Annotated in this window: 15 protein-coding genes; 9 read left to right on the plus strand and 6 right to left on the minus strand. The window is 72.6% G+C overall.

Annotated elements, in window-relative coordinates; all coding sequences use genetic code 11:
• Positions 1–65 precede the first annotated feature (65 nt).
• The 3 genes from BX266_RS21100 to BX266_RS21110 form a co-directional block, all read right to left on the minus strand.
• Positions 66–1,022, minus strand: coding sequence for a hypothetical protein (locus BX266_RS21100; protein WP_259464785.1), 957 nt, complete (start codon positions 1,020–1,022; stop codon positions 66–68).
• 289 nt (positions 1,023–1,311) lie between these two features.
• Entirely contained in the window at positions 1,312–2,532 is a 1,221-nt protein-coding gene (locus tag BX266_RS21105) for an acetyl-CoA C-acetyltransferase (protein ID WP_099902062.1), read from the minus strand.
• 56 nt (positions 2,533–2,588) lie between these two features.
• Entirely contained in the window at positions 2,589–3,689 is a 1,101-nt protein-coding gene (locus BX266_RS21110; protein WP_099902064.1) for an SGNH/GDSL hydrolase family protein, read from the minus strand.
• 181 nt (positions 3,690–3,870) lie between these two features.
• Here BX266_RS21110 and BX266_RS21115 point away from each other — a divergent pair, with 181 nt between their 5' ends.
• From BX266_RS21115 to dacB, 6 genes are all read left to right on the plus strand, one after another.
• Positions 3,871–5,295, plus strand: coding sequence for a cystathionine beta-synthase (locus BX266_RS21115; protein WP_399170116.1), 1,425 nt, complete (start codon positions 3,871–3,873; stop codon positions 5,293–5,295).
• A 436-nt stretch (positions 5,296–5,731) separates the two neighbouring features.
• Complete coding sequence (locus tag BX266_RS21120) at positions 5,732–6,058, plus strand: hypothetical protein (RefSeq protein WP_099902068.1); 327 nt, start codon at positions 5,732–5,734, stop codon at positions 6,056–6,058.
• A gap of 126 nt (positions 6,059–6,184) precedes the next feature.
• A complete protein-coding gene (locus tag BX266_RS21125) occupies positions 6,185–7,474 on the plus strand; it encodes an Ig-like domain-containing protein (RefSeq protein ID WP_099902070.1) in 1,290 nt (429 codons plus the stop codon).
• A 77-nt stretch (positions 7,475–7,551) separates the two neighbouring features.
• Entirely contained in the window at positions 7,552–8,931 is a 1,380-nt protein-coding gene (locus BX266_RS21130) for a hypothetical protein (protein ID WP_143686975.1), read from the plus strand.
• Between the two features lie 133 nt (positions 8,932–9,064).
• Positions 9,065–9,556 carry a DUF1203 domain-containing protein gene (locus tag BX266_RS21135; RefSeq protein ID WP_099902074.1) on the plus strand — a complete coding sequence of 164 codons (492 nt, stop codon included), beginning with the start codon at positions 9,065–9,067 and terminating at the stop codon, positions 9,554–9,556.
• Positions 9,557–9,773: 217 nt separating this feature from the next.
• The gene (gene dacB, locus BX266_RS21140; RefSeq protein WP_259464786.1) at positions 9,774–11,354 is read left to right on the plus strand and encodes a D-alanyl-D-alanine carboxypeptidase/D-alanyl-D-alanine-endopeptidase; all 1,581 of its coding nucleotides are present in this window, start codon (positions 9,774–9,776) and stop codon (positions 11,352–11,354) included.
• 15 nt (positions 11,355–11,369) lie between these two features.
• Here the strand turns inward: dacB and BX266_RS21145 are convergent, their stop codons facing one another.
• Together BX266_RS21145 and BX266_RS21150 are read right to left on the minus strand one after the other, a co-directional pair.
• Positions 11,370–11,738: a cupin domain-containing protein gene (locus BX266_RS21145; RefSeq protein ID WP_099902078.1), complete on the minus strand. Its 369-nt coding sequence runs from the start codon at positions 11,736–11,738 to the stop codon at positions 11,370–11,372.
• 117 nt (positions 11,739–11,855) lie between these two features.
• Complete coding sequence (locus BX266_RS21150; protein WP_183096876.1) at positions 11,856–14,624, minus strand: M48 family metalloprotease; 2,769 nt, start codon at positions 14,622–14,624, stop codon at positions 11,856–11,858.
• Between the two features lie 189 nt (positions 14,625–14,813).
• Between BX266_RS21150 and BX266_RS21155 the strand changes: the two genes are divergently transcribed.
• Positions 14,814–15,968 (plus strand): cystathionine gamma-synthase, encoded by a 1,155-nt coding sequence (locus BX266_RS21155; protein WP_099902084.1) that lies wholly within the window; start codon positions 14,814–14,816, stop codon positions 15,966–15,968.
• A 15-nt stretch (positions 15,969–15,983) separates the two neighbouring features.
• Here the strand turns inward: BX266_RS21155 and BX266_RS21160 are convergent, their stop codons facing one another.
• Positions 15,984–16,415, minus strand: coding sequence for a MarR family winged helix-turn-helix transcriptional regulator (locus tag BX266_RS21160; protein WP_099902086.1), 432 nt, complete (start codon positions 16,413–16,415; stop codon positions 15,984–15,986).
• Between the two features lie 89 nt (positions 16,416–16,504).
• On the opposite strand from BX266_RS21160, the gene ilvA reads away from it, so the two are divergent.
• Positions 16,505–17,716: a threonine ammonia-lyase gene (ilvA, locus tag BX266_RS21165; RefSeq protein WP_099902088.1), complete on the plus strand. Its 1,212-nt coding sequence runs from the start codon at positions 16,505–16,507 to the stop codon at positions 17,714–17,716.
• A 168-nt stretch (positions 17,717–17,884) separates the two neighbouring features.
• Positions 17,885–18,895, plus strand: a complete 1,011-nt coding sequence (locus BX266_RS21170) for an ATP-binding cassette domain-containing protein (protein ID WP_099902090.1) — start codon at positions 17,885–17,887, stop codon at positions 18,893–18,895.

Genomic DNA, 18,895 nt, shown 5'->3' on the forward strand with positions numbered 1-18,895 from the left:
CGCCGACCCGCGCGGGCAACCCCTTGCCGTGCGGGTCGGCGCCCCGTCGTGGGCGCGCGGGCGGATCAGATCGAGGCGACCACCCGGTCGGCGAGCACGTACACCGTCTCGTCGTCCGTGGAGAAGGTCAGCGAGTACGACCCGGAGAACCGGGAGCCGCCGAGCAGCCGGACGTCCTCACCGGCCCGGACGGCGTCGATCAGCCGGTACGCGGCCTCCCGGTCGCCCGGGGCCACGCACAGCGTGGTGCCGTCGGCGAAGGCGTACACGTCGAGGGTGCCGAGCGGGCCGGGGCGGACGTCGGTGAGGCCGATCCGCTCCTCGGCGAGGGCGGCCAGCCGGTCGTCGGTCCACTCGCGGGACGGGGTCGGGCTGGGCACGAAGTCGGGGTGCGAGGGGTGGCGGCGCGGGTCGGGCGCGGTGGCCGGGTCGGCCTCGGCGTCCAGCAGCCCGGCCTCCAGGCCGGTGGCCAGCAGGTCGGCCTCGCGGCGGGCCCGCACGTCGCCGTTGTCGCCGGGGACCGGGAAGCCGCCGCCCTGCGCGGGGTGGCCGCCCTGGGCCGGGTGCCCGCCCTGGGCGGGGTGGCGCGGGCCGCTCTGCGCGGGGCCGGCCGAACTGCCGTCCGCGGGGCCCTCCTTGATCAGGTCCTCCAGCGCGTTGCGCAGCGCCTCGCCGAACTCCGGGTCCATCACACCGTGGTTGTCGGCGGCCTCCTGCGGCCCGGTCGGGCGCGGGAAGAAGATCGGCCACTCCTCGCCGATGGTGGTGAACGGGGTGTCGAACAGCGGGGAATCCTCGGCGGCCCGCGCCTCCTGCTCGGCCCAGAACGCCCGGGCCTCGGTGATCTCCCGCTCCCGGTCGGCGGCCAGCGCGTCGGCGACGGCGCGGCGTATCAGCGCCTCGTCGAGCTGCGGGGCAGGCCGTTCGGCGTCCAACTTCCTTGCCAGCGCGCGGAGGTGGAGCAGAAGGGCAACGGTCAGGGCGATCAGTACCAGCAGCAGGGAGAGGAAGACGGCGCTCACGGAACGTACTCCCAACGAGGAGCGGAACGGGGTTACGCCTCCACACTGCCGTATCGGCGGCCGTTACTGCAGGGGCTGATGTCGGATTTGTCGGTGACTTTCCTACTTGTCCTCAAATTGTTAGGTAATACCCCTCCACGCAGCGGAGTTGATCCAATCCGGTGCGTCGACAATTCGACTCCGGAGGGCAGAAAAACGGGCCGGATCGCACCCGCGGTGTGATCCGGCCCTCAATTACGCTCGGTGACTCCGGACGGGTGAGACGCCCGTCACGAAGCCGCCGCGCGGGTCAGCTCAGGCGCTCGATGACCATCGCCATGCCCTGGCCGCCGCCCACGCACATGGTCTCCAGGCCGAACTGCTTGTCGTGCCACTGCAGGGAGTTGATCAGCGTGGTGGTGATCCGCGCGCCGGTCATGCCGAAGGGGTGGCCGACCGCGATCGCGCCGCCGTTCACGTTCAGCCGGTCCAGGTCGATGCCCAAGTCCCGGTAGGACGGGATGACCTGGGCCGCGAACGCCTCGTTGATCTCCACCAGGTCGATGTCGCCGATCGACAGACCCGCCCGCTTCAGTGCCTGCTTGGACGCCTCGACCGGGCCGTAGCCCATGATCTCGGGGGACAGGCCGGAGACGCCGGTGGAGACCACCCGGGCCAGCGGCGTGATGCCCAGCTCGCGCGCCTTGGTGTCCGACATGATCACCAGCGCCGCCGCACCGTCGTTCAGCGGACAGCAGTTACCGGCCGTAACGGTGCCGTCGGGGCGGAACACCGGCTTCAGTCCGGACACGCCCTCCAGGGTCACGCCCGCCCGCGGGCCGTCGTCCGCGCTCACCACGGTGCCGTCCGGCAGCGTCACCGGGGTGATCTCGCGCTGCCAGAAGCCGGCCTTGATCGCCGCCTCCGCCAGGTTCTGCGAGCGCACGCCGAACTCGTCCTGCTCGGCCCGCGAGACGCCCTTCAGCGCGGCCAGGTTCTCCGCGGTCTGGCCCATCGCGATGTACGCGTCCGGCAGCAGGCCGTCCTCGCGCGGGTCGTGCCACTCGCCGCCGCCCACCTCGGCGCGGTGCGCGGTGCGCGCCTGCGCCTCGTCGAACAGCGGGTTCATGGTGCCCGGCATGCCGTCCGAGGTGCCGTTCACCGAGCGGGAGACGGTCTCCACGCCGGCCGAGACGAACACGTCGCCCTCGCCCGCCTTGATCGCGTGCAGCGCCATCCGCGTGGTCTGCAGCGAGGAGGAGCAATAGCGGGTGACGGTCGCGCCCGGCAGGTAGTCCATGCCCATCTGCACGGCGATGATCCGGGCCAGGTTGTGGCCCTGCTCGCCGCCCGGCAGGCCGCACCCCAGCATCAGGTCGTCGATGTCGCGCGGGTCCAGCTGCGGGACCCGGGCGAGCGCGGTGGCGATGATCTGCGCGGTCAGGTCGTCCGGGCGGATGTCCTTCAGCGAGCCCTTGAAGGCCCGGCCGATCGGCGAACGGGCGGCGCTGACGATGACGGCTTCGGGCATGGCGGGCTCCTCGCTGAGTGACCTCGGGACGCGATCCGATGGATCTCCGGGGAAAGTTACCGCTTGGTAGCCCCCGCGTCATCCGCCTCCGGATGTGAGTTCGCCGACGCGATCGCCCGCGGCGCCGTCCCCTCGGCCACCGCCGGCCGGGCGTCCTCCCCGCCCGGCAGGGCCAGCCGGAAGCGCTGCTTGAGCGTCGCCCACCGCCACGTCCCGTTCGCCGGACCCGCCGCCGTCACCTCGGTGCCCGAACGCCCCGCCGCCGCCGCGGCCGCCACCGCCACCGGCAGCACCGCCTGCGGCTCCACCGGACCGCCCGCGGCCTCCGCCGCGTCCTGCGGCCACAGCCCCAGCGCCGCGCACAGCGAGGGCAGCAACGCCATCGCCGCCGTCGCGTACCCCTGCGCGGACGGGTGGTAGCGGTCCGCGGCGAACAGCTCCGGCCGGGTCGCGAACTCCGGGCCCAGCAGCGACCCCAGCGAGACCGTCCGGCCGCCCGCCTCCACCACCGCGATGGTCTGCGCCGCCGCCAGCTGCCGGCTCAGCCGCCGCGCCACCCAGCGCAGCGGCGGCCGCACCGGCTTGATCGTCCCCAGGTCCGGACAGGTCCCGACCACCACGTGGCAGCCCTCGGTGACCAGCCGGCCCACCGCCTCGCCCAACTCGCGCACGCTGCGCGCCGCCGGCGCGTGCCTGGTCACGTCGTTGGCGCCGATCATCACCACCGCCACGTCCGGCCGGTGCGGCAGCGCCACCTCCAACTGCCGCGCCAGGTCGCCGGAGCGCGCCCCCGACCGGGCCACGTTCACCAGTCGCACCCGGCGCTCGGCCACCGACGCCAGCCCCGAGGCCAGCAGGGCGCCGGGCGTCTCCTGCGCCCGCTGCACGCCCAGGCCCGCCGCCGTCGAGTCGCCCAGGAACGCCAGCACCAGCGGCCGCCGCCGGTCCGCCGGGTCCACGAACCCCTGCCCGTACACCCCGTCCGCCCGCGGCGGGTCGCCCTCCAGGATCCCGATCGCCCGGATCGCCATCCGGCTCTCGGTCAACAGGACCCCCGCCATCCCCACCCCGAGCAGCCCCAGCCCGCCGCCGCCGTACGCCGCCGCCGTCGCGATCCGCCGGGCCACCCGCGCCCTCGATGCCTGTGAGCCGGCCATCAGGCAACCCCCTCTCCACTCCACACACCGGTACCCCCCTGGTACCCACCCGCCACCCCGCCGTACCGAGAACCACCCGCCCGCCGGAGGCGTCCGGCGAGGGGGCGGGGTGCGGCGTGGGCCGTCGCGGCGCTCGGGGGTGGTCGGACGGGCCTAGGCTGGGGGTTTCGGTAAATCAGTGATGCCATGGACCGGGAGGACCCCCGTGCGGTACCACAATTCGATCATCGAGCTGGTCGGCGACACCCCGTTGCTGAAGCTCAACAAGGTCACCGAGGGCATCAGCGCCACCGTGCTGGCCAAGGTCGAGTACTTCAACCCGGGCGGTTCGGTGAAGGACCGGATCGCCATGCGGATGATCGAGGCGGCGGAGGCTTCCGGCGCGCTCAAGCCCGGCGGCACCATCGTCGAGCCCACCAGCGGCAACACCGGGGTGGGGCTGGCGATCGTGGCCCAGCAGAAGGGCTACAAGTGCATCTTCGTCTGCCCGGACAAGGTGTCCACGGACAAGATCAACACGCTCCGGGCGTACGGCGCGGAGGTCGTGGTCTGCCCGACCGCGGTCGCCCCCGAGCACCCGGACTCGTACTACAACGTCTCGGACCGCCTGGTCCGGGAGACCCCGAACGCCTGGAAGCCGGACCAGTACTCCAACCCGGAGAACCCGGCCTCGCACTACCACTCCACCGGCCCGGAGATCTGGCAGCAGACCGAGGGCAAGGTGACCCACTTCGTGGCGGGCGTCGGCACCGGCGGCACCATCTCCGGCACCGGCAACTACCTGAAGGAGGCGTCCGGCGGGAAGGTGCAGGTGGTCGGCGCGGACCCGGAGGGCTCGGTCTACTCGGGCGGCACCGGCCGGCCGTACCTGGTGGAGGGCGTCGGCGAGGACTTCTGGCCGACCGCCTACGACCGGGAGGTCGCGGACCGGATCGTCGCGGTCTCCGACAAGGACTCGTTCCGGATGACCCGCCGGCTGGCCAAGGAGGAGGGCCTGCTGGTCGGCGGCTCCTGCGGGATGGCCGTGGTGGCGGCGCTGGAGGTGGCGCGCGAGCTGGGTCCGGACGACGTGGTGGTGGTGCTGCTGCCGGACGGCGGCCGCGGCTACCTGTCGAAGATCTTCAACGACGACTGGATGGCGGACTACGGCTTCCTGCCGACCGCCACCGACGAGGCCCACATCGGCGAGGTGCTGGCCCGCAAGGACGCCATCGAGCACGAGGGCATCCCGCAGTTCGTGCACATGCACCCCAACGAGACGGTCGCGGAGGCGGTCCGGGTGCTGCAGGACTTCGGCGTCTCGCAGATGCCGGTGGTCTCGCCGGGCGCCGGCCACCCGGACATCATGGCCGGCGAGGTGGTCGGCTCGGTGGTCGAGCGCGAGCTGCTGGAGGGCCTGTTCGCGGGCCGGATCCAGTTGACCGACACGCTGGACAAGGTGATGTCCAAGCCGCTGCCGGTGGTCGGCTCCGGCGAGTCGGTGACCAACCTGATGACGGTGCTGGAGAAGGCCGACGCGGTGGTGGTGCTGGTGGAGGGCAAGCCGCAGGGCATCGTGACCCGCCAGGACCTGCTGGCCTTCCTGACCGCCCGGGCCGGCCACTGAGGCCCCCTCAGGTCCAGCTGTGCGTCAGGCGGGTGAAAACCCGGCAGGGCGGACAGTTGGTACCCGGAAGTCACAGCTGTGCATCACCGGGTTAACACGAGCAGGGCATCTTTGAAGCACGGCAAGAAGCCGAGCGGTGACAACGGAGGCGGGAGCGGCTCCCCAGCTTCCGGGGTCACCACGGACACGACGGTCGGCCCTGACCCGGCCCCCCGTGTCCGCCCGTGGGGGACGCCGTCGTCCCGCCCCTGTTCGGAACAGGGTGCGGCGGCTCCCACGGCAGATAACGCGCCGTGAGGCGCGGCTCCGCGAGCTCCCGGGTGGGGGAGTCCGCGCGGAGTGCGGCAGGGCCGGTCCGGGTTCGCCCGGGCCGGCCCTCGCCGCGTGCCGCCTGCCGCGTTTCCGGATGGGTGTGCGACCCCCTACGCTCGCTGTCATGACCAGCACTGACCTGCCCGAGCAGGACGCCCCGCGCTACGTTCGCCTGACCATCGAGCTGATCGCCGAGATCACCGACGAGCAGGCCCTGAAGGCCGCCGCCCTGAGCCAGGTCGCCGACGACGAGTACCTGGACGACGAGGAGCGGGCCCAGGCCACCGAGGCGATCGAGGTGGACCCGACCGGTTCGCTCGCGCACTTCGTCGACCCGGTGGCCCTGCTCGGCGACGTCCCCGGGGTGGAGCTCGCCTCCGCCACCTGGGAGTCCGCCACCACCGACTACGACCCGGACGACGAGAGCTGGGACGAGTACGAGGTGCAGTGACGCCCGCCCGCTCCGCGGAGAGCCCGGTCCGGTACTTCCGGACCGGGCTTTTTGTCCGTTCTGCGGACTCCTTGGGTACTCTCGTACGATCTGCACATATATGAGCGATCTTGGGATCCGAGGAGCGTGGACGTGACCGCAGCGGAGAAGCAGGACGGGCCGCGCGGCGGCAACTGGAGCCGGCGCGGCGTGCTCTCCGGACTGCTCGGCGCCCCCGTGCTGCTGCTGGCGGCCTGCTCGGGCGACAACGGCAAGTCCGGCTCCGCGAGCCCCTCCGCCCAGGGCGGCGCGGGCACCGGCACCGGCACCGGCGGCGCGGGCGGCTCCAGCAGCCCCAAGGCCTCGGTCGCGCAGATCACCATCGTCCCCGCGGACGGCACCACCGCCGCGCCGTTCACCGAGCCGGTCACCGTCACCGTGCTGGACGGCACCCTCACCGCGGTGACCGTCACCGACGGCACGGGCAAGCAGATAGCGGGCCAGCTCGCCGCCGACGGCACCAGCTGGACCTCCACCAGCAAGCTCAGCAGCGGCAGCAAGTACACCGTCGCCGCCTCCGCGGTGGACGCCGACAAGCGCCCGGCCGACGCCAATGCGACCTTCTCCACCGCCTCCCCGGCCAGCACCTTCGTCGGCTACTTCACCCCGGAGGACGGCTCCACGGTCGGCGTCGGCATGCCGGTGTCGATCAACTTCAACAAGGCGATCACCAACCGCAAGGCCGTCCAGCAGGCCATCACCGTGGTCGCCGACCCGCCGGTGGAGATCGTCGGCCACTGGTTCGACTCCACCCGGATCGACTTCCGCCCGCAGGAGTACTGGGCGAAGGGCACCAAGGTCACCCTGAAGCTGCGGCTCAAGGACGTGGCCGGGGCGAAGGGCGTCTACGGCACCCAGTCCAAGGACGTCACCTTCACCATCGGCCGCAGCCAGGTCTCGGTCGCCGACCTGACCGCCGACACCCTCACCGTCACCACCGACGGCCAGGTCACCGCCACCTACCCGGTGATCGGCGGCGCGCCCGACCACACCACCTGGGCCGGCAAGATGGTGATCTCGGAGCGCTTCCAGCAGACCCGGATGAACTCCACCACGGTCGGCCTCGGCAGCGAGTACGACATCCCGGACGTGCCGCACGCGCAGCGGCTGACCACCTCGGGCACCTTCATCCACGGCAACTACTGGGCTCCGGCCTCGGAGTTCGGGCACGCCAACACCAGCCACGGCTGCATCGCCCTGCAGGACGTCCAGGGCGGCAACGACCCGAACACCAACGGCGCCAAGTTCTACGCGAGTTCGATGATCGGCGACGTGGTCGAGGTGATCAACTCCGGGGACCGCACGGTGGCCCCGGCCAACGGCCTGAACGGCTGGAACATGTCCTGGCCGGACTGGAAGGCCGGCAGCGCGGTCTGACCTGGGGGCTTGCTGGGAGCCTCCTTGACGGATGGTAAGAATATTGGCGTGCGGGGGGACGCGTCATTGTGCTGAGCTTGCCTCCGCGATCAGGGCCGTCCGGGCCCGAGTTCGCTTCCAGCAAGCAGGAGCCAGCCATCAACACCGCCACCCGCCGTTCCGTCCGGGCCGGCATAGCCTTCACCGCCGGCGCCGTCGCCCTGACCGCGGGCCTCGCGGCCTGCAGCACCGTCAAGCAGCTGACCGCGGGCGAGAAGGTCTCCGGCGCGTTCCAGAAGCTCACCGACGCCAAGTCGATGAAGATCGAGCTGTCCGTCGACGCGACCTCCGACCAGCTGGTGGCGTTCGGCAAGGCGATCGACGACCCGATCGAGAAGAAGAACGCCGACCTGCTCTCCGACCTGACGCTGTCGATCTCGATGAGCTCCGACAAGCCGCTCAAGGACAGCGAGGCGTTCAAGAACGGCTACACCGGCGGCGCCAACGCCTACGACCTCAAGGGCGTCGCGATCGGCTACGCGCTGAGCACCAAGAAGTCCGGCAAGACCTACGCCGACCTCCGCCTGGTCGACGGCAAGATGTACGTCAAGGCCGACGTCCGGGGCATCGCCGGTCTGATGGGCGAGGACACCTCCAAGATCGACGAGGCGATGTCGGCGCTGCCGCCCGAGGCCGCCCCGATCAAGGACGTCGTCGACGGCAAGTGGCTCGCCCTGGACATGAAGAAGTTCGAGGAGCTGACCGGCGGTTCGGCCAAGGCCAAGGGCAAGGACATCGGCCGCGGCGCCGTCCCGGAGGCGATGCCCAGCATCGACCCGTCCGCGATCCGGGAGTTCACCAAGTCCCTGAAGGACGCGCTCGCCGACAACGTCACCCTGGAGGACAAGGGCAAGTCCGGGGACGCCGACCTGATCCGGGTCTCCGCGCCGGCCCGCCCGCTGGTCAAGGCGATGACGAAGTCCGTCGAGTCGCTCACCGCGAGCATCCCCGGCTACCCGGCGCTGCCGAGCGGCGAGGACGACCTCAAGGACGTCCCGGACCGCAACTTCTCGGCCGACGTGCTGATCAAGAACGGCAAGGCCCAGGCGGTCACCTTCGACCTCGCCCAGTTCGACGACAAGCTCGACCCCTCGGTGCACTTCCCGATCCGGCTGGCCTTCTCCAACGACGCCGCCCCGCTGACCGCCCCCGCCGGCGCCAGCGAGCTCGACCTGACCAAGTTCCAGGAGGCGTTCGCCGCGATGGCCGGCTCCGGCCAGGACTTCGGCGACGACGCGGACTTCGACACCACGCCCGGCACCCCGCTGACCGCGTCGCAGTACGCCGAGCTGGCGAAGCTCGGGGTGGACCGGCAGACCGCCGAGCGGATGAACAAGAGCGGCCTCGAGTTCGAGCAGATCAAGCAGATCGCGTCCGCGTCCACCGACGCGCCGCCGCTGGACAGCTTCAACAGCTGACCCCGCGTCAGCCCCTCACCGGGGCGCCACCACGACCCGTCGCAGGAACCCCCTGCGGCGGGCCGCCGCGCACCCCCGGCGTGACGGCCGAAACCCGCCGGACCCGACCCGCGGACCGGCGCAGGCTGGAGGCATGGACACCACCACCCAGCTGGACATCCGCGCCGTCCCCGCCGCGACCCTCGCCGAACTCCGGCACGCCGACGACGCCGGGCGCGCCCCCGCCCCCTTCACCGCCGAGGACGGCGACCAGCCGCTGCGCTGCTGCCTCACCCGGGCCGCGCCCGGCGACCGGATCGCGCTGCTCTCCTACGCCCCGCTGCGCCGCTGGGCCGCCGAGACCGGCTGCGACCCCGGCGCCTACATGGAGACCGGGCCGGTGTTCGTGCACGCCGAACCGTGCGGGGGCTTCGGGGGCGGCTGGCCGGAGGGCTTCCACGGCGGGCAGCGGGTCCTGCGGGCCTACGGCGCGGACGGGCGGATCCTCGGCGGCGTCCTCGGCGAGCCCGGTGAACTACCCGAACTCGCCGCCGAGTTGCTGGCCGACCCGGCGACCGCCCTGCTGCACGTGCGGGCCGTGGAGTTCGGTTGCTTCCTGCACGAGGTGCGCCGAGCCGTCTCCTGACCGGCCCGCCCCGGATGGGTGCCCGCCTTCGACCGTGCGAATGATTTTTCGCGTCCCACGCCGCCGGTTCCCGGCGCGACCGCCCCGCCACCGGAATCCGTGCCCCAGGATGCGCCGTGGGAGCCCGACCTGACGGGCCTTTCCGACTCTAGAAACGGCTGGGTGAATGCGATCAAGAATCCGTGGTCGGTGTCGGTCCTGGGGCGTCGTCGGCGCCGTGCTCGCGGTCGTGGCCGGGACGGCTGCGGCCGCACCTCAGAAGAACCCTGACGGCGACCTCGGCCCCGCCATCACCGCGATCATGAATAAGCCCGCGTACCGGAACGCGCAGTGGGGCCTGTTGGAGATCGACCCGGAGGACGGGCGGGTCATCCACTCCCAGTACCCCGACCAGTTCTTCATGCCGGGTTCGACCGTCAAAGTGATCACCATCTCCGGCGCCTGGCACGCCCTCGGCCCGGACCACCGCTTCACCACGCCGGTGCACGCGGTCGGCCGACTCAGCGGATCGACCCTCACCGGCAACCTGGCGCTCGTCGCCCAGGGCGACCTCACGATGGGCGGCCGGACCAAGGCGGACGGGTCGGTCGACTTCACCCCCATCGACCACACCTACGCCGACGACATCCCCGGGGCCACCCTCACGCCGGAGGACCCGCTCGCCGGCCTGGACCAGATCGCCCACCAGGTCCGCGACTCGGGCATCACCACGGTCGACGGCGACGTCGTCATCGACCCGCGGCTGTTCACGCCCCCGCCGATCAACCCCCAGCCGACACCCCTCATCATCAACGACAACGTCATCGACCTGCTGAGCACCCCCACCTCCCCCGGGCAGCCCGCCCAGCTGAGCTGGCGCCCGCAGGTCGCGCCGTACCGGGTCACCTCCACCGTCCGGACGGTGGAGGCCGGTGGCGCCACCGACATCCAGGTCTCCGCGTCCCCCGACGGCACCGACATCACGCTCACCGGCACGATCGCCGCCGACTCCGCGCCCGCCCTGAAGATCTCCCAGGTCCAGGACCCCAACGCGTTCGGCCGCACCGCCCTGATCGAAGCCCTCGGCCGCGCCGGGGTCACGGTCACGGCCCCGCCGACCGGGCCGAACCCGGACGGCACGCTGCCGGCCTCGTACGCCGGCGATCCCCAGGTGGCCGCCTACGTCTCCCCGCCGTACCGCGACTACGCCAAGCTGATCCTGAACGTCAGTCACAACCTCGGCGCCAACCTCGCGCTGTGCAACATCGCCGTGCTCCAGGGCAGCACGAACTGCTTCGACGGCTTCCCCGTGATCCACGACTTCCTCGCCCACACGGCGAACGTCGACCCGACCCAGTTCCAGCTCGCGGACGGACGCGGCGACGTTCCCGTCGACCGCGTCACGCCCGCCGGGCTCAACCAGCTGCTCGCCTACTGGCTGCGCACCCCCGACGCGGACGCCTTCCGCACCTCACTGCCGATCCTCGGGGTGTCGGGCACCGGCGCCCTCTACTGCACCACCGACTGCCCGGCCAAGGGCAAGGTGTTCGCCAAGCCCGGCACCATCATCGGCTTCGACCAGCTCAACCAGCAGCTCGCCATCAACGCGCAGACCTACGCGGGCTACCTGGAGGCGGACGACGGCCACCTCTACACCTTCTTCGTCGGCGTCAACGGCGCGGCGGCACCGGACATCCAGGGATTCTTCGACGTCAACGACGACGTCGACCAGATCGCCGTCATCCTCCAGCAGGAGGCGTGCGCCGCACACCACCCCGACCGCCCGCACCACAAAACCGTGACGGCCGGGCGGTCGTAGCGAGCGGGGCCCGCCCTAGCTCTTCGGCTTCGCGTAGTCGGTGTAGCCCTGCCAGTCGAGGACCACGCACGGCACGTCGCCGAGCACCCAGGCGTCGTGCCCGGGCGGGCAGATCATGACGTCGCCCGCGCCGAACTCCTCGGCCTGGCCGTCGTCCATCTCCACCCGGATCCGGCCGGAGATCACGTACCCGGCATGCGAAGCCTGGCAGCTGTCGGTGCCGGCGATCGGCTTCACGTGCTCGGACCAGCGCCAGCCCGGCTCGAACACCGCCCGGCCGACCCCGCCGGACGCCAGGTTCACCAGGCCCATCTGTCCCTTGCCGCCCTCGAACTCACGGACCTCCTCGGGCCTGTCGAGACTCATCCGCTGCAACCCGGCCATCACGCCACCTCCGGCCGCCGGAAAGACCCGCGCCCCCGCCGCCGTGCTCGGCGGACGGGGGCGCGGCTTGACCTCTCCATCCTCGGCAGGGGACGGGGCGGGCGCGAGACGGGACGGTCAGGAGGCGTCGAGGACGGCGCGGGCCCGCTCGCCGGTGAACGCTTCGACCGGGTCGTTGAAGTACGTCGCCCACGGGGAGGGCACCACCGGGCCGAGCGCCCGGAACTGCTCCACCGCCTCGGCCGGCCGCTCGGCGCGGACCAGCGCGTAGGCGAGCCAGCCGCGGACCTCCGGGATGCGGCGGTCGGCCGGGTCGGCGGCGGCCAGGTCGGCCAGCACCGCGTCGGCCGCGGCCCGCACCTCGGGGGCCTGCCAGGCGGAGCGCTTCGCGCGGTCGCGGGCGAACTGCTCGTAGAACGCCTCCAGCTTGAGCACCGTCAGCAGGCTGCCCGCCGGGGCGGCGGCGATCGCCGCGTCCGCGAAGGCGTGCATCCGCTCGTGGCTGCCCTTCCACTTGGCGCACCAGTACTGCAGTGCCCGGCCGTGCGCCGAGTAGTTGTGCGGGTCGCGGGCGACGATCTCCGCCCACAGCCCGTCGAAGCGCTCGTGCTCCCAGGACAGGCCCATCGCGAGCGGGATCTGCGCGACGAACGGCAGCGGGTCGGCCGGGTCGGCGAGCCGGACGGCCTCCTTCGCGGCCTCCTCGGCGTCGTGCAGGATGCGGTGGAAGGCCTGGAACTGCTCGCGGGTGACGTCCCTGGCGAGCTTGCTGGTCCGCACCTCCCAGGCCAGGCCGATCAGCGCGTCCAGGGTGAGCAGCGCGGCGTCGGCGCTGTCCGGCTCCTCGGCGCGCCAGGCCGTCAGCCAGGCGTCGTCCTGCACGGCCGGCTCGGCGAACCGGCCGACCAGACCCCAGCGCCGGTCGTGGTCGGAGCCGGCGGCGGTCAGCAGCGCGGCGGCCGGGGCGCGGTCGCCGGCCTTCAGCGCGTCCAGCGCGGCGTCGATCTCCGGGGAGGCCGGCCCGGCGTCGAGGGCCAGCTCGGTGCGCGGCAGCAGGCCGTGCTCGGTCGGGACGATGGTCGGCCGGGTCGCCTCCTCGATCCGGGCGACGTTCGCCTCGGCCGCCTCGGTGGCGGCCTTCAGCTTGGCGGTGCGGCGTTCCAGGATCCAGGTGGTCAGCTTGAAGCCGACCAGCAGGACCAGCGGGACGATGACGATCAGTCGGGCCATCGGGCGGTTCTCCAGGGGTGGCGAGGCGTCAGGACTCGGCGGGCGCGGCGGCGGTGGCCTCGGCCAGCAGGGCGCGCAGCGGGGCGGTGTCGGGGCGGTGGCGACCGCGGCGTCCAGGGCCGCGGGCAGCCGCTCGGCCAGGTCGCCGGGCAGGGCCAGGGCGGCCGGGCGGCTCCAGGACAGCTCCCAGCGGGCGGCGTGCTGCGCGACCAGTGCGAGGACGGTGAGCGAGTGCAGCGCCGAGCGCAGCAGCGGGCGGTGGAACTCGCGGGCCGCCCGGCCGGTGGCGTTGGCGGACTCCTCGCTCTGCGGCAGCCGCTTCGCGAGCTCCTCGCCGCGGCCAGCGTCCAGCGCGTCCAGCAGGGACTCGACGGTGCCGTGCAGGCCGCTGTCGGTGAGTGCCCGCAGGATCGGCTGGGCCTCCTCGCGGGCGTGGACCAGCAGGGTCTGGTGGACCAGCTCCGGCCACTCGACACGGCGCTTGGCGGCGGCCTCGGGGACCAGGTCGAGCGTCTCCAGGTCGCCGAGCAGGCGCTCGGCGTCGCGCAGCAGGCCGATCGCGGGCCGGTCCGCGCCGAGGCCGGGCAGGCCGTCGGTGTCCGGCAGCGCCTCGATCGCGGCGACCCGCTGGCGGATCGGCGGGTGCGAGTCGTACGGGTCGGCCTCGTCCTCGGGCAGTTCGAGGCCCATCGCGGTGAGCTCCTCGCGCCGCTCCGGGTCGGCGAGCAGGTGGGCCAGGCCACCGTAGAACTGGCCGCGCACCGGCAGCAGTCCGGCGCTCCAGCCCATGGTGGCGTAGCGGTTCAGGTAGAAGCCCTGGGCGGCGCCGAGCACCGGGATGCGGCGCAGCGCGGCGGCGGTGGCGTCCCGGCCGGCGATCTCGGCGGCGTGCCGGTCGGCGGCGAACTCCTCGCGGCGGCTGACCGATTCGGTGACCCGGAAGTACAGCTTGGCGTACTGGGTGAACAGCGTGGCGAGGAAGCGCTCGATGCCGCCGTTGCCCGGGTCCTCGTCGCGGGCCTTGCGGCCGCGGGCCGCCCGGTAGGCGTTGTCCTGGGCGATCTCGGAGGCGCGGCCGGCCCGGTGCCGGTCGGCCCGGTGGTGCAGGGTGGCGATGCTGTGCAGCAGGGCGGTGCGGCCGGCGACGGTGACGGCGCCGAGCCGGACGTCGTTGTTGGCGTAGTGGCCGAACTCGTGGGCGAGCACCGAGTCCAGCTCGGCCTCGCTGAGGCCGATCAGCAGCGGGGCGCCGACGGCCAGGTGGCGCGGGCCGCGGACCAGGCCGAGCAGCCGGGTCTCCTCGGACACGTACGCGTTGACGTCCGACACCAGGCGGATCTCGGCGGGCCCGCGCACGCCGGTGGCCTCCGCGATCCGGTCCACCCGGGCCCACAGCTCGGGCTGCTCGGCGCGGGTCAGCACCAGCCCGTCGCGCCCGGTGGAGCGCGGACGGCGGGTCAGGAACACCACCCGCAGCACCGGGTAGGCGATCGCGGCGCTGAGCAGCCAGATCTTCACCATCGCGGCGTGGAAGCGGTCGGAGTTGACGACCAGTTCGACGTTCAGCCAGACCAGGCCGACCACGATGGCCGCCGCGAGCAGGTAGAACCCGACGAGCAGCGCGACGGCCAGCAGCGCCCGGGTCGAAGTGCGCATGCCGGTGCGCCCGGTGGACATTCCCACGCCCCCAAGAAGTGTCGATCATGTGTACGGCTGGGCGATGGTACCGACCCGAACTGCTGCTTTGCGAGATCTTTTGGGTGACGAAACCGACACCTGACGCGCCGCCACGGCGCAATCGCCCAACTGCCGCCGCGAACCCTCCGTCGCACTAGGCTCGGCGGCATGACCGAGCACCAGCTTTCCCACGGCTTCGAGACCCTCGCCATCCACGCGGGCCAGGAAGCGGACCCCCGGACCGGGGCAGTCGTGACGCCGATCTACCAGGTGTCCACCTACAAGCAGGACGGCGTCGGAGGTCTGCGCGAGGGCTACGAGTACAGCCGCTCCGCCAACCCGACCCGCACGGCGCTGGAGGAGTGCCTGGCCGCGATCGAGGGCGGCGCCCGCGGCCTGGCCTTCGCCTCCGGGCTGGCCGCCGAGGACACCCTGCTGCGGAGCATCCTCAAGCCCGGCGACCACATCGTGATCCCCAACGACGCCTACGGCGGCACCTTCCGGCTGTTCGCCAAGGTGCTGACCCGGTGGGGCGTGGAGTTCTCCGTCGCCGACACCCACCACCCGGAGAAGGTCCGCGAGGCGATCCGCCCGACCACCCGCGCGGTCTGGGTGGAGACCCCCTCCAACCCGCTGCTCGGCATCACCGACCTGGCCGCCGTCGCCGAGATCGCGCACGCCGCGGGCGCGCTGCTGGTGGTCGACAACACCTTCGCCAGCCCGTACCTGCAGCAGCCGATCTCGTTCGGCGCGGACGTCGTCGTGCACTCCACCACCAAGTACATGGGCGGCCACTCCGACGTGGTCGGCGGCGCCCTGGTGGTCGCCGACGCGGGCCTCGCGGAGGAGGTCGCCTACCACCAGAACGCTATGGGCGCGGTGGCCGGACCGTTCGACGCCTGGCTGGTGCTGCGCGGCATCAAGACCCTCGGGGTGCGGATGGACCGGCACTCGGAGAACGCCGTCAAGGTCGCCGAGCTGCTCTCCGGGCACCCGAAGGTGACGCAGGTGCTGTACCCGGGCCTGCCCACCCACCCCGGGCACGACGTCGCCGCCAAGCAGATGAAGGCGTTCGGCGGCATGGTCTCGTTCCGGGTGGCCGGCGGCGAGCAGGCGGCCGTCGAGGTCTGCAACCGGGCGCAGCTGTTCACCCTCGGCGAGTCGCTCGGCGGCGTCGAGTCGCTGATCGAGCACCCCGGCCGGATGACCCACGCCTCCGCCGCCGGCTCCCCGCTGGAGGTCCCCGCCGACCTGGTGCGCGTCTCGGTCGGCATCGAGGCGGCCGACGACCTGCTCGCCGACCTCGCGCAGGCGCTCGGCTGACGGCCCCTCACCGGTTCAACGGCGGCCCAGCAGGCCGTCGTTGAACCGGCCCAGCAGCACGCAGAACAGCGCCCGCTCCTGCGGCGTCCAGTCGGCGGTCAGCTCGGCGATCAGCCGGCGGCGCTGCTCCCGGACCTGGGCGAGGCGGCCGGCGCCCAGCGGGGTCAGCGCCAGTCGCACCGCCCGGCGGTCCGCCGGGTACGGCACCCGGGCCAGCAGCCGTTCGCGCAGCAGCGGCGCGGCCTGCCGGGTCACCGTGGAGGAGTCCACGCCGAGCGCCGCCGCGAGCGTCTTCACATTGGCGGGACCGGCGGCGGCGAGCTGGTCCAGCAGCAGGTACGCGGCCCGGTCGAGCTCCTCGGCGGCACTGATCCGCCGGGCGAACACCGCGACCTGGTAGGGGAGTTGACGATCCGGATCGGGGACGTCGGGCGAGGGCAGGCTCATCGCGGCTCACGGGGGTGCGGGCGACTCGTGCCCAGCAGCGTACGCGCGCCGGGCGGGCACCGGAACCACGCCGCAATAGGCTGATCCGCATGCACAGTTGGCCGATCACGCTGGACGACGTCCGCGGCGCGCAGAAGATGCTGGCCGGGGTGGCCCGGGTGACCCCGATGCAGACCAGCCGGCACCTGTCCGGGGTGGCCGGTACGCCGGTCCACCTGAAGTGCGAGAACCTGCAGCGCACCGGCTCGTTCAAGCTGCGCGGCGCGTACCTGCGGATCGCCGGGCTGCTGCCGGTGGAGCGGGCCGCCGGGGTGGTCGCCGCGAGCGCCGGCAACCACGCGCAGGGCGTGGCGCTGGCCGCCGCGCTGCTGGGGGTGCGCTCCACCGTCTTCATGCCGCTCGCCGCCCCGCTGCCGAAGGTCGCCGCCACCCGCGAGTACGGCGCCGAGGTCCGGCTGCACGGCGCCAACGTGGACGAGGCCCTGCGGGCGGCGCGCGAGTACGCGGACGCCACCGGCGCGGTGTTCATCCACCCCTTCGACCACTGGGACGTGATCACCGGTCAGGCCACCCTCGGCCTGGAGGTGCTGGAGCAGTGCCCGGAGGTGCGCACGGTGCTGGTCGGCACCGGCGGCGGCGGGCTGCTGGCCGGCGTGGCGATCGCGATCAAGGCGGTCCGCCCGGACGTCCGGGTGATCGGCGTGCAGGCGGCCACGGCGGCCGCGTACCCGCTGTCGCTGGCGGCGGGCCGGCCGGTCTCGCTGGAGCGGTTCTCCACCATGGCGGACGGGATCATGGTGGGCCGTCCGGGCGACATCCCGTTCGAGGTGGTGAACACCATCGCGGACGGCGTGCTGACGGTCTCCGAGGACGCGCTGTCCCGGGCCCTGCTGGTCGGCCTGGAGCGGCTGAAGCTGGTGGTGGAGCCCGCCGGGGCGGCGCCGATCGCCGCGCTGCTGGCCGAGCCTGGCCGGTTCGAGGGCCCGGTGGTGGCGGTGCTGTCCGGCGGCAACATCGACCCGCAGCTGATGCAGCGGGTGCTCCGGCACGGCCTGGCCGCGGCCGGGCGGTACCTGTCGCTGCGGGTCAGACTCGCCGACCGGCCGGGCGCGTTGGCGGACCTGCTGGGCGTGCTGACCCGGGTCGACGCCAACGTGCTGGACGTCGCGCACGTCCGGATCGACCCGCAGCTCGGCCTGACCGAGGTGGAGGTCGACCTGCACCTGGAGACCAAGGGGCCGGAGCACTGCGCCGCGGTGATCGGCGAGCTGCGGGAGGCGGGCTACGTTGTCAGTCGCTGAGTCCATGATGGTGACCGGGCTCACGTATATCGCTTGACGCGATATATCGCGAGTGGCAGCATCTTGCGATGTATCGCGAGCATCGCCGCGCGCAGGCTCGGGTAACAAATCGGATATTCCCTTCCGTACCGCCATCAACCGACTCGCATCAGGAGATGAGGCAGGCCCATGGCGTCAGCCATCGAAGCCGAGAACCTGGTCAAGACCTTCGGCGACGTCCGCGCCCTGGACGGCGTGAGCCTGGACGTCCCCGAAGGCACCGTGCTCGGCCTGCTCGGGCCGAACGGCGCGGGCAAGACGACCACCGTCCGGGTGCTCACCACCCTGCTCCAACCGGACTCCGGCCGGGCCACCGTGGCCGGGGTCGACGTCCTCAAGCACCCGAACAAGGTGCGCAGCCTGATCGGCCTGTCCGGCCAGTACGCCGCGGTCGACGAGTACCTCACCGGCCGGGAGAACCTCCAGATGGTCGGCGAGCTCTACCAGATGAGCGCGCGGGACGCGAAGCGGCGGGCACTCGAACTGCTGGAGTGGTTCAACCTCTCCGAGGCGATGGACCGCACCGCCAAGACGTACTCCGGCGGCATGCGCCGCCGCCTCGACCTGGCCGCAGCGCTGGTCGTCCGCCCGCCGGTGATGTTCCTCGACGAGCCCACCACCGGCCTCGACCCGCGCAACCGCCTCGCCCTGTGGGAGGTCATCGAGACGCTGGTCGAGCAGGGCACCACGCTGCTGCTCACCACCCAGTACCTGGAGGAGGCCGACCGCCTCGCCCACGACATCGCGGTGGTCGACCACGGCAAGGTGATCGCCCGCGGCACCGCCGACGAGCTCAAGGCGCAGATCGGCGGCGAGCGGATCGAGGTCGTGGTCCACCGGGCGGACCTGGTCCCCGAGGCCGTCGCCGCGCTCACCCCGTACGCCAAGGGCGACCCGACGGTGGAGAAGAACACCCGCCGGATCACCGTCCCGGTCAGCGGCGGCGCCAAGGTCCTGGCCGACGCCATCCGCGAACTGGACGCCCGCTCCATCGAGATCGACGACATCGGCCTGCGCCGCCCCACCCTGGACGACGTCTTCCTCTCCCTCACCGGCCACGCCACCGAGGAGGAGTCCACCGAGGACGACGGGGCGACCCCCGCCAAGAAGGGCCGCCGCGGCCACGGGAAGGACGCCTGA

This window comes from Streptomyces sp. TLI_171, from assembly GCF_003610255.1.
Lineage (GTDB): Bacteria > Actinomycetota > Actinomycetes > Streptomycetales > Streptomycetaceae > Kitasatospora.

Excerpts from the sequence above, each read along its gene's own strand:
- BX266_RS21115 (WP_399170116.1), top strand. The coding sequence starts at position 3,871 with ATGCCATGGACCGGGAGGACCCCCGTGCGGTACCACAATTCGATCATC.
- BX266_RS21110 (WP_099902064.1), bottom strand. The coding sequence starts at position 3,689 with ATGGCCGGCTCACAGGCATCGAGGGCGCGGGTGGCCCGGCGGATCGCG.
- BX266_RS21170 (WP_099902090.1), top strand. The coding sequence starts at position 17,885 with ATGGCGTCAGCCATCGAAGCCGAGAACCTGGTCAAGACCTTCGGCGAC.
- BX266_RS21150 (WP_183096876.1), bottom strand. The coding sequence starts at position 14,624 with ATGCGCACTTCGACCCGGGCGCTGCTGGCCGTCGCGCTGCTCGTCGGG.
- BX266_RS21105 (WP_099902062.1), bottom strand. The coding sequence starts at position 2,532 with ATGCCCGAAGCCGTCATCGTCAGCGCCGCCCGTTCGCCGATCGGCCGG.
- BX266_RS21120 (WP_099902068.1), top strand. The coding sequence starts at position 5,732 with ATGACCAGCACTGACCTGCCCGAGCAGGACGCCCCGCGCTACGTTCGC.
- ilvA (WP_099902088.1), top strand. The coding sequence starts at position 16,505 with ATGCACAGTTGGCCGATCACGCTGGACGACGTCCGCGGCGCGCAGAAG.
- BX266_RS21145 (WP_099902078.1), bottom strand. The coding sequence starts at position 11,738 with ATGGCCGGGTTGCAGCGGATGAGTCTCGACAGGCCCGAGGAGGTCCGT.
- BX266_RS21155 (WP_099902084.1), top strand. The coding sequence starts at position 14,814 with ATGACCGAGCACCAGCTTTCCCACGGCTTCGAGACCCTCGCCATCCAC.
- BX266_RS21135 (WP_099902074.1), top strand. The coding sequence starts at position 9,065 with ATGGACACCACCACCCAGCTGGACATCCGCGCCGTCCCCGCCGCGACC.
- BX266_RS21160 (WP_099902086.1), bottom strand. The coding sequence starts at position 16,415 with ATGAGCCTGCCCTCGCCCGACGTCCCCGATCCGGATCGTCAACTCCCC.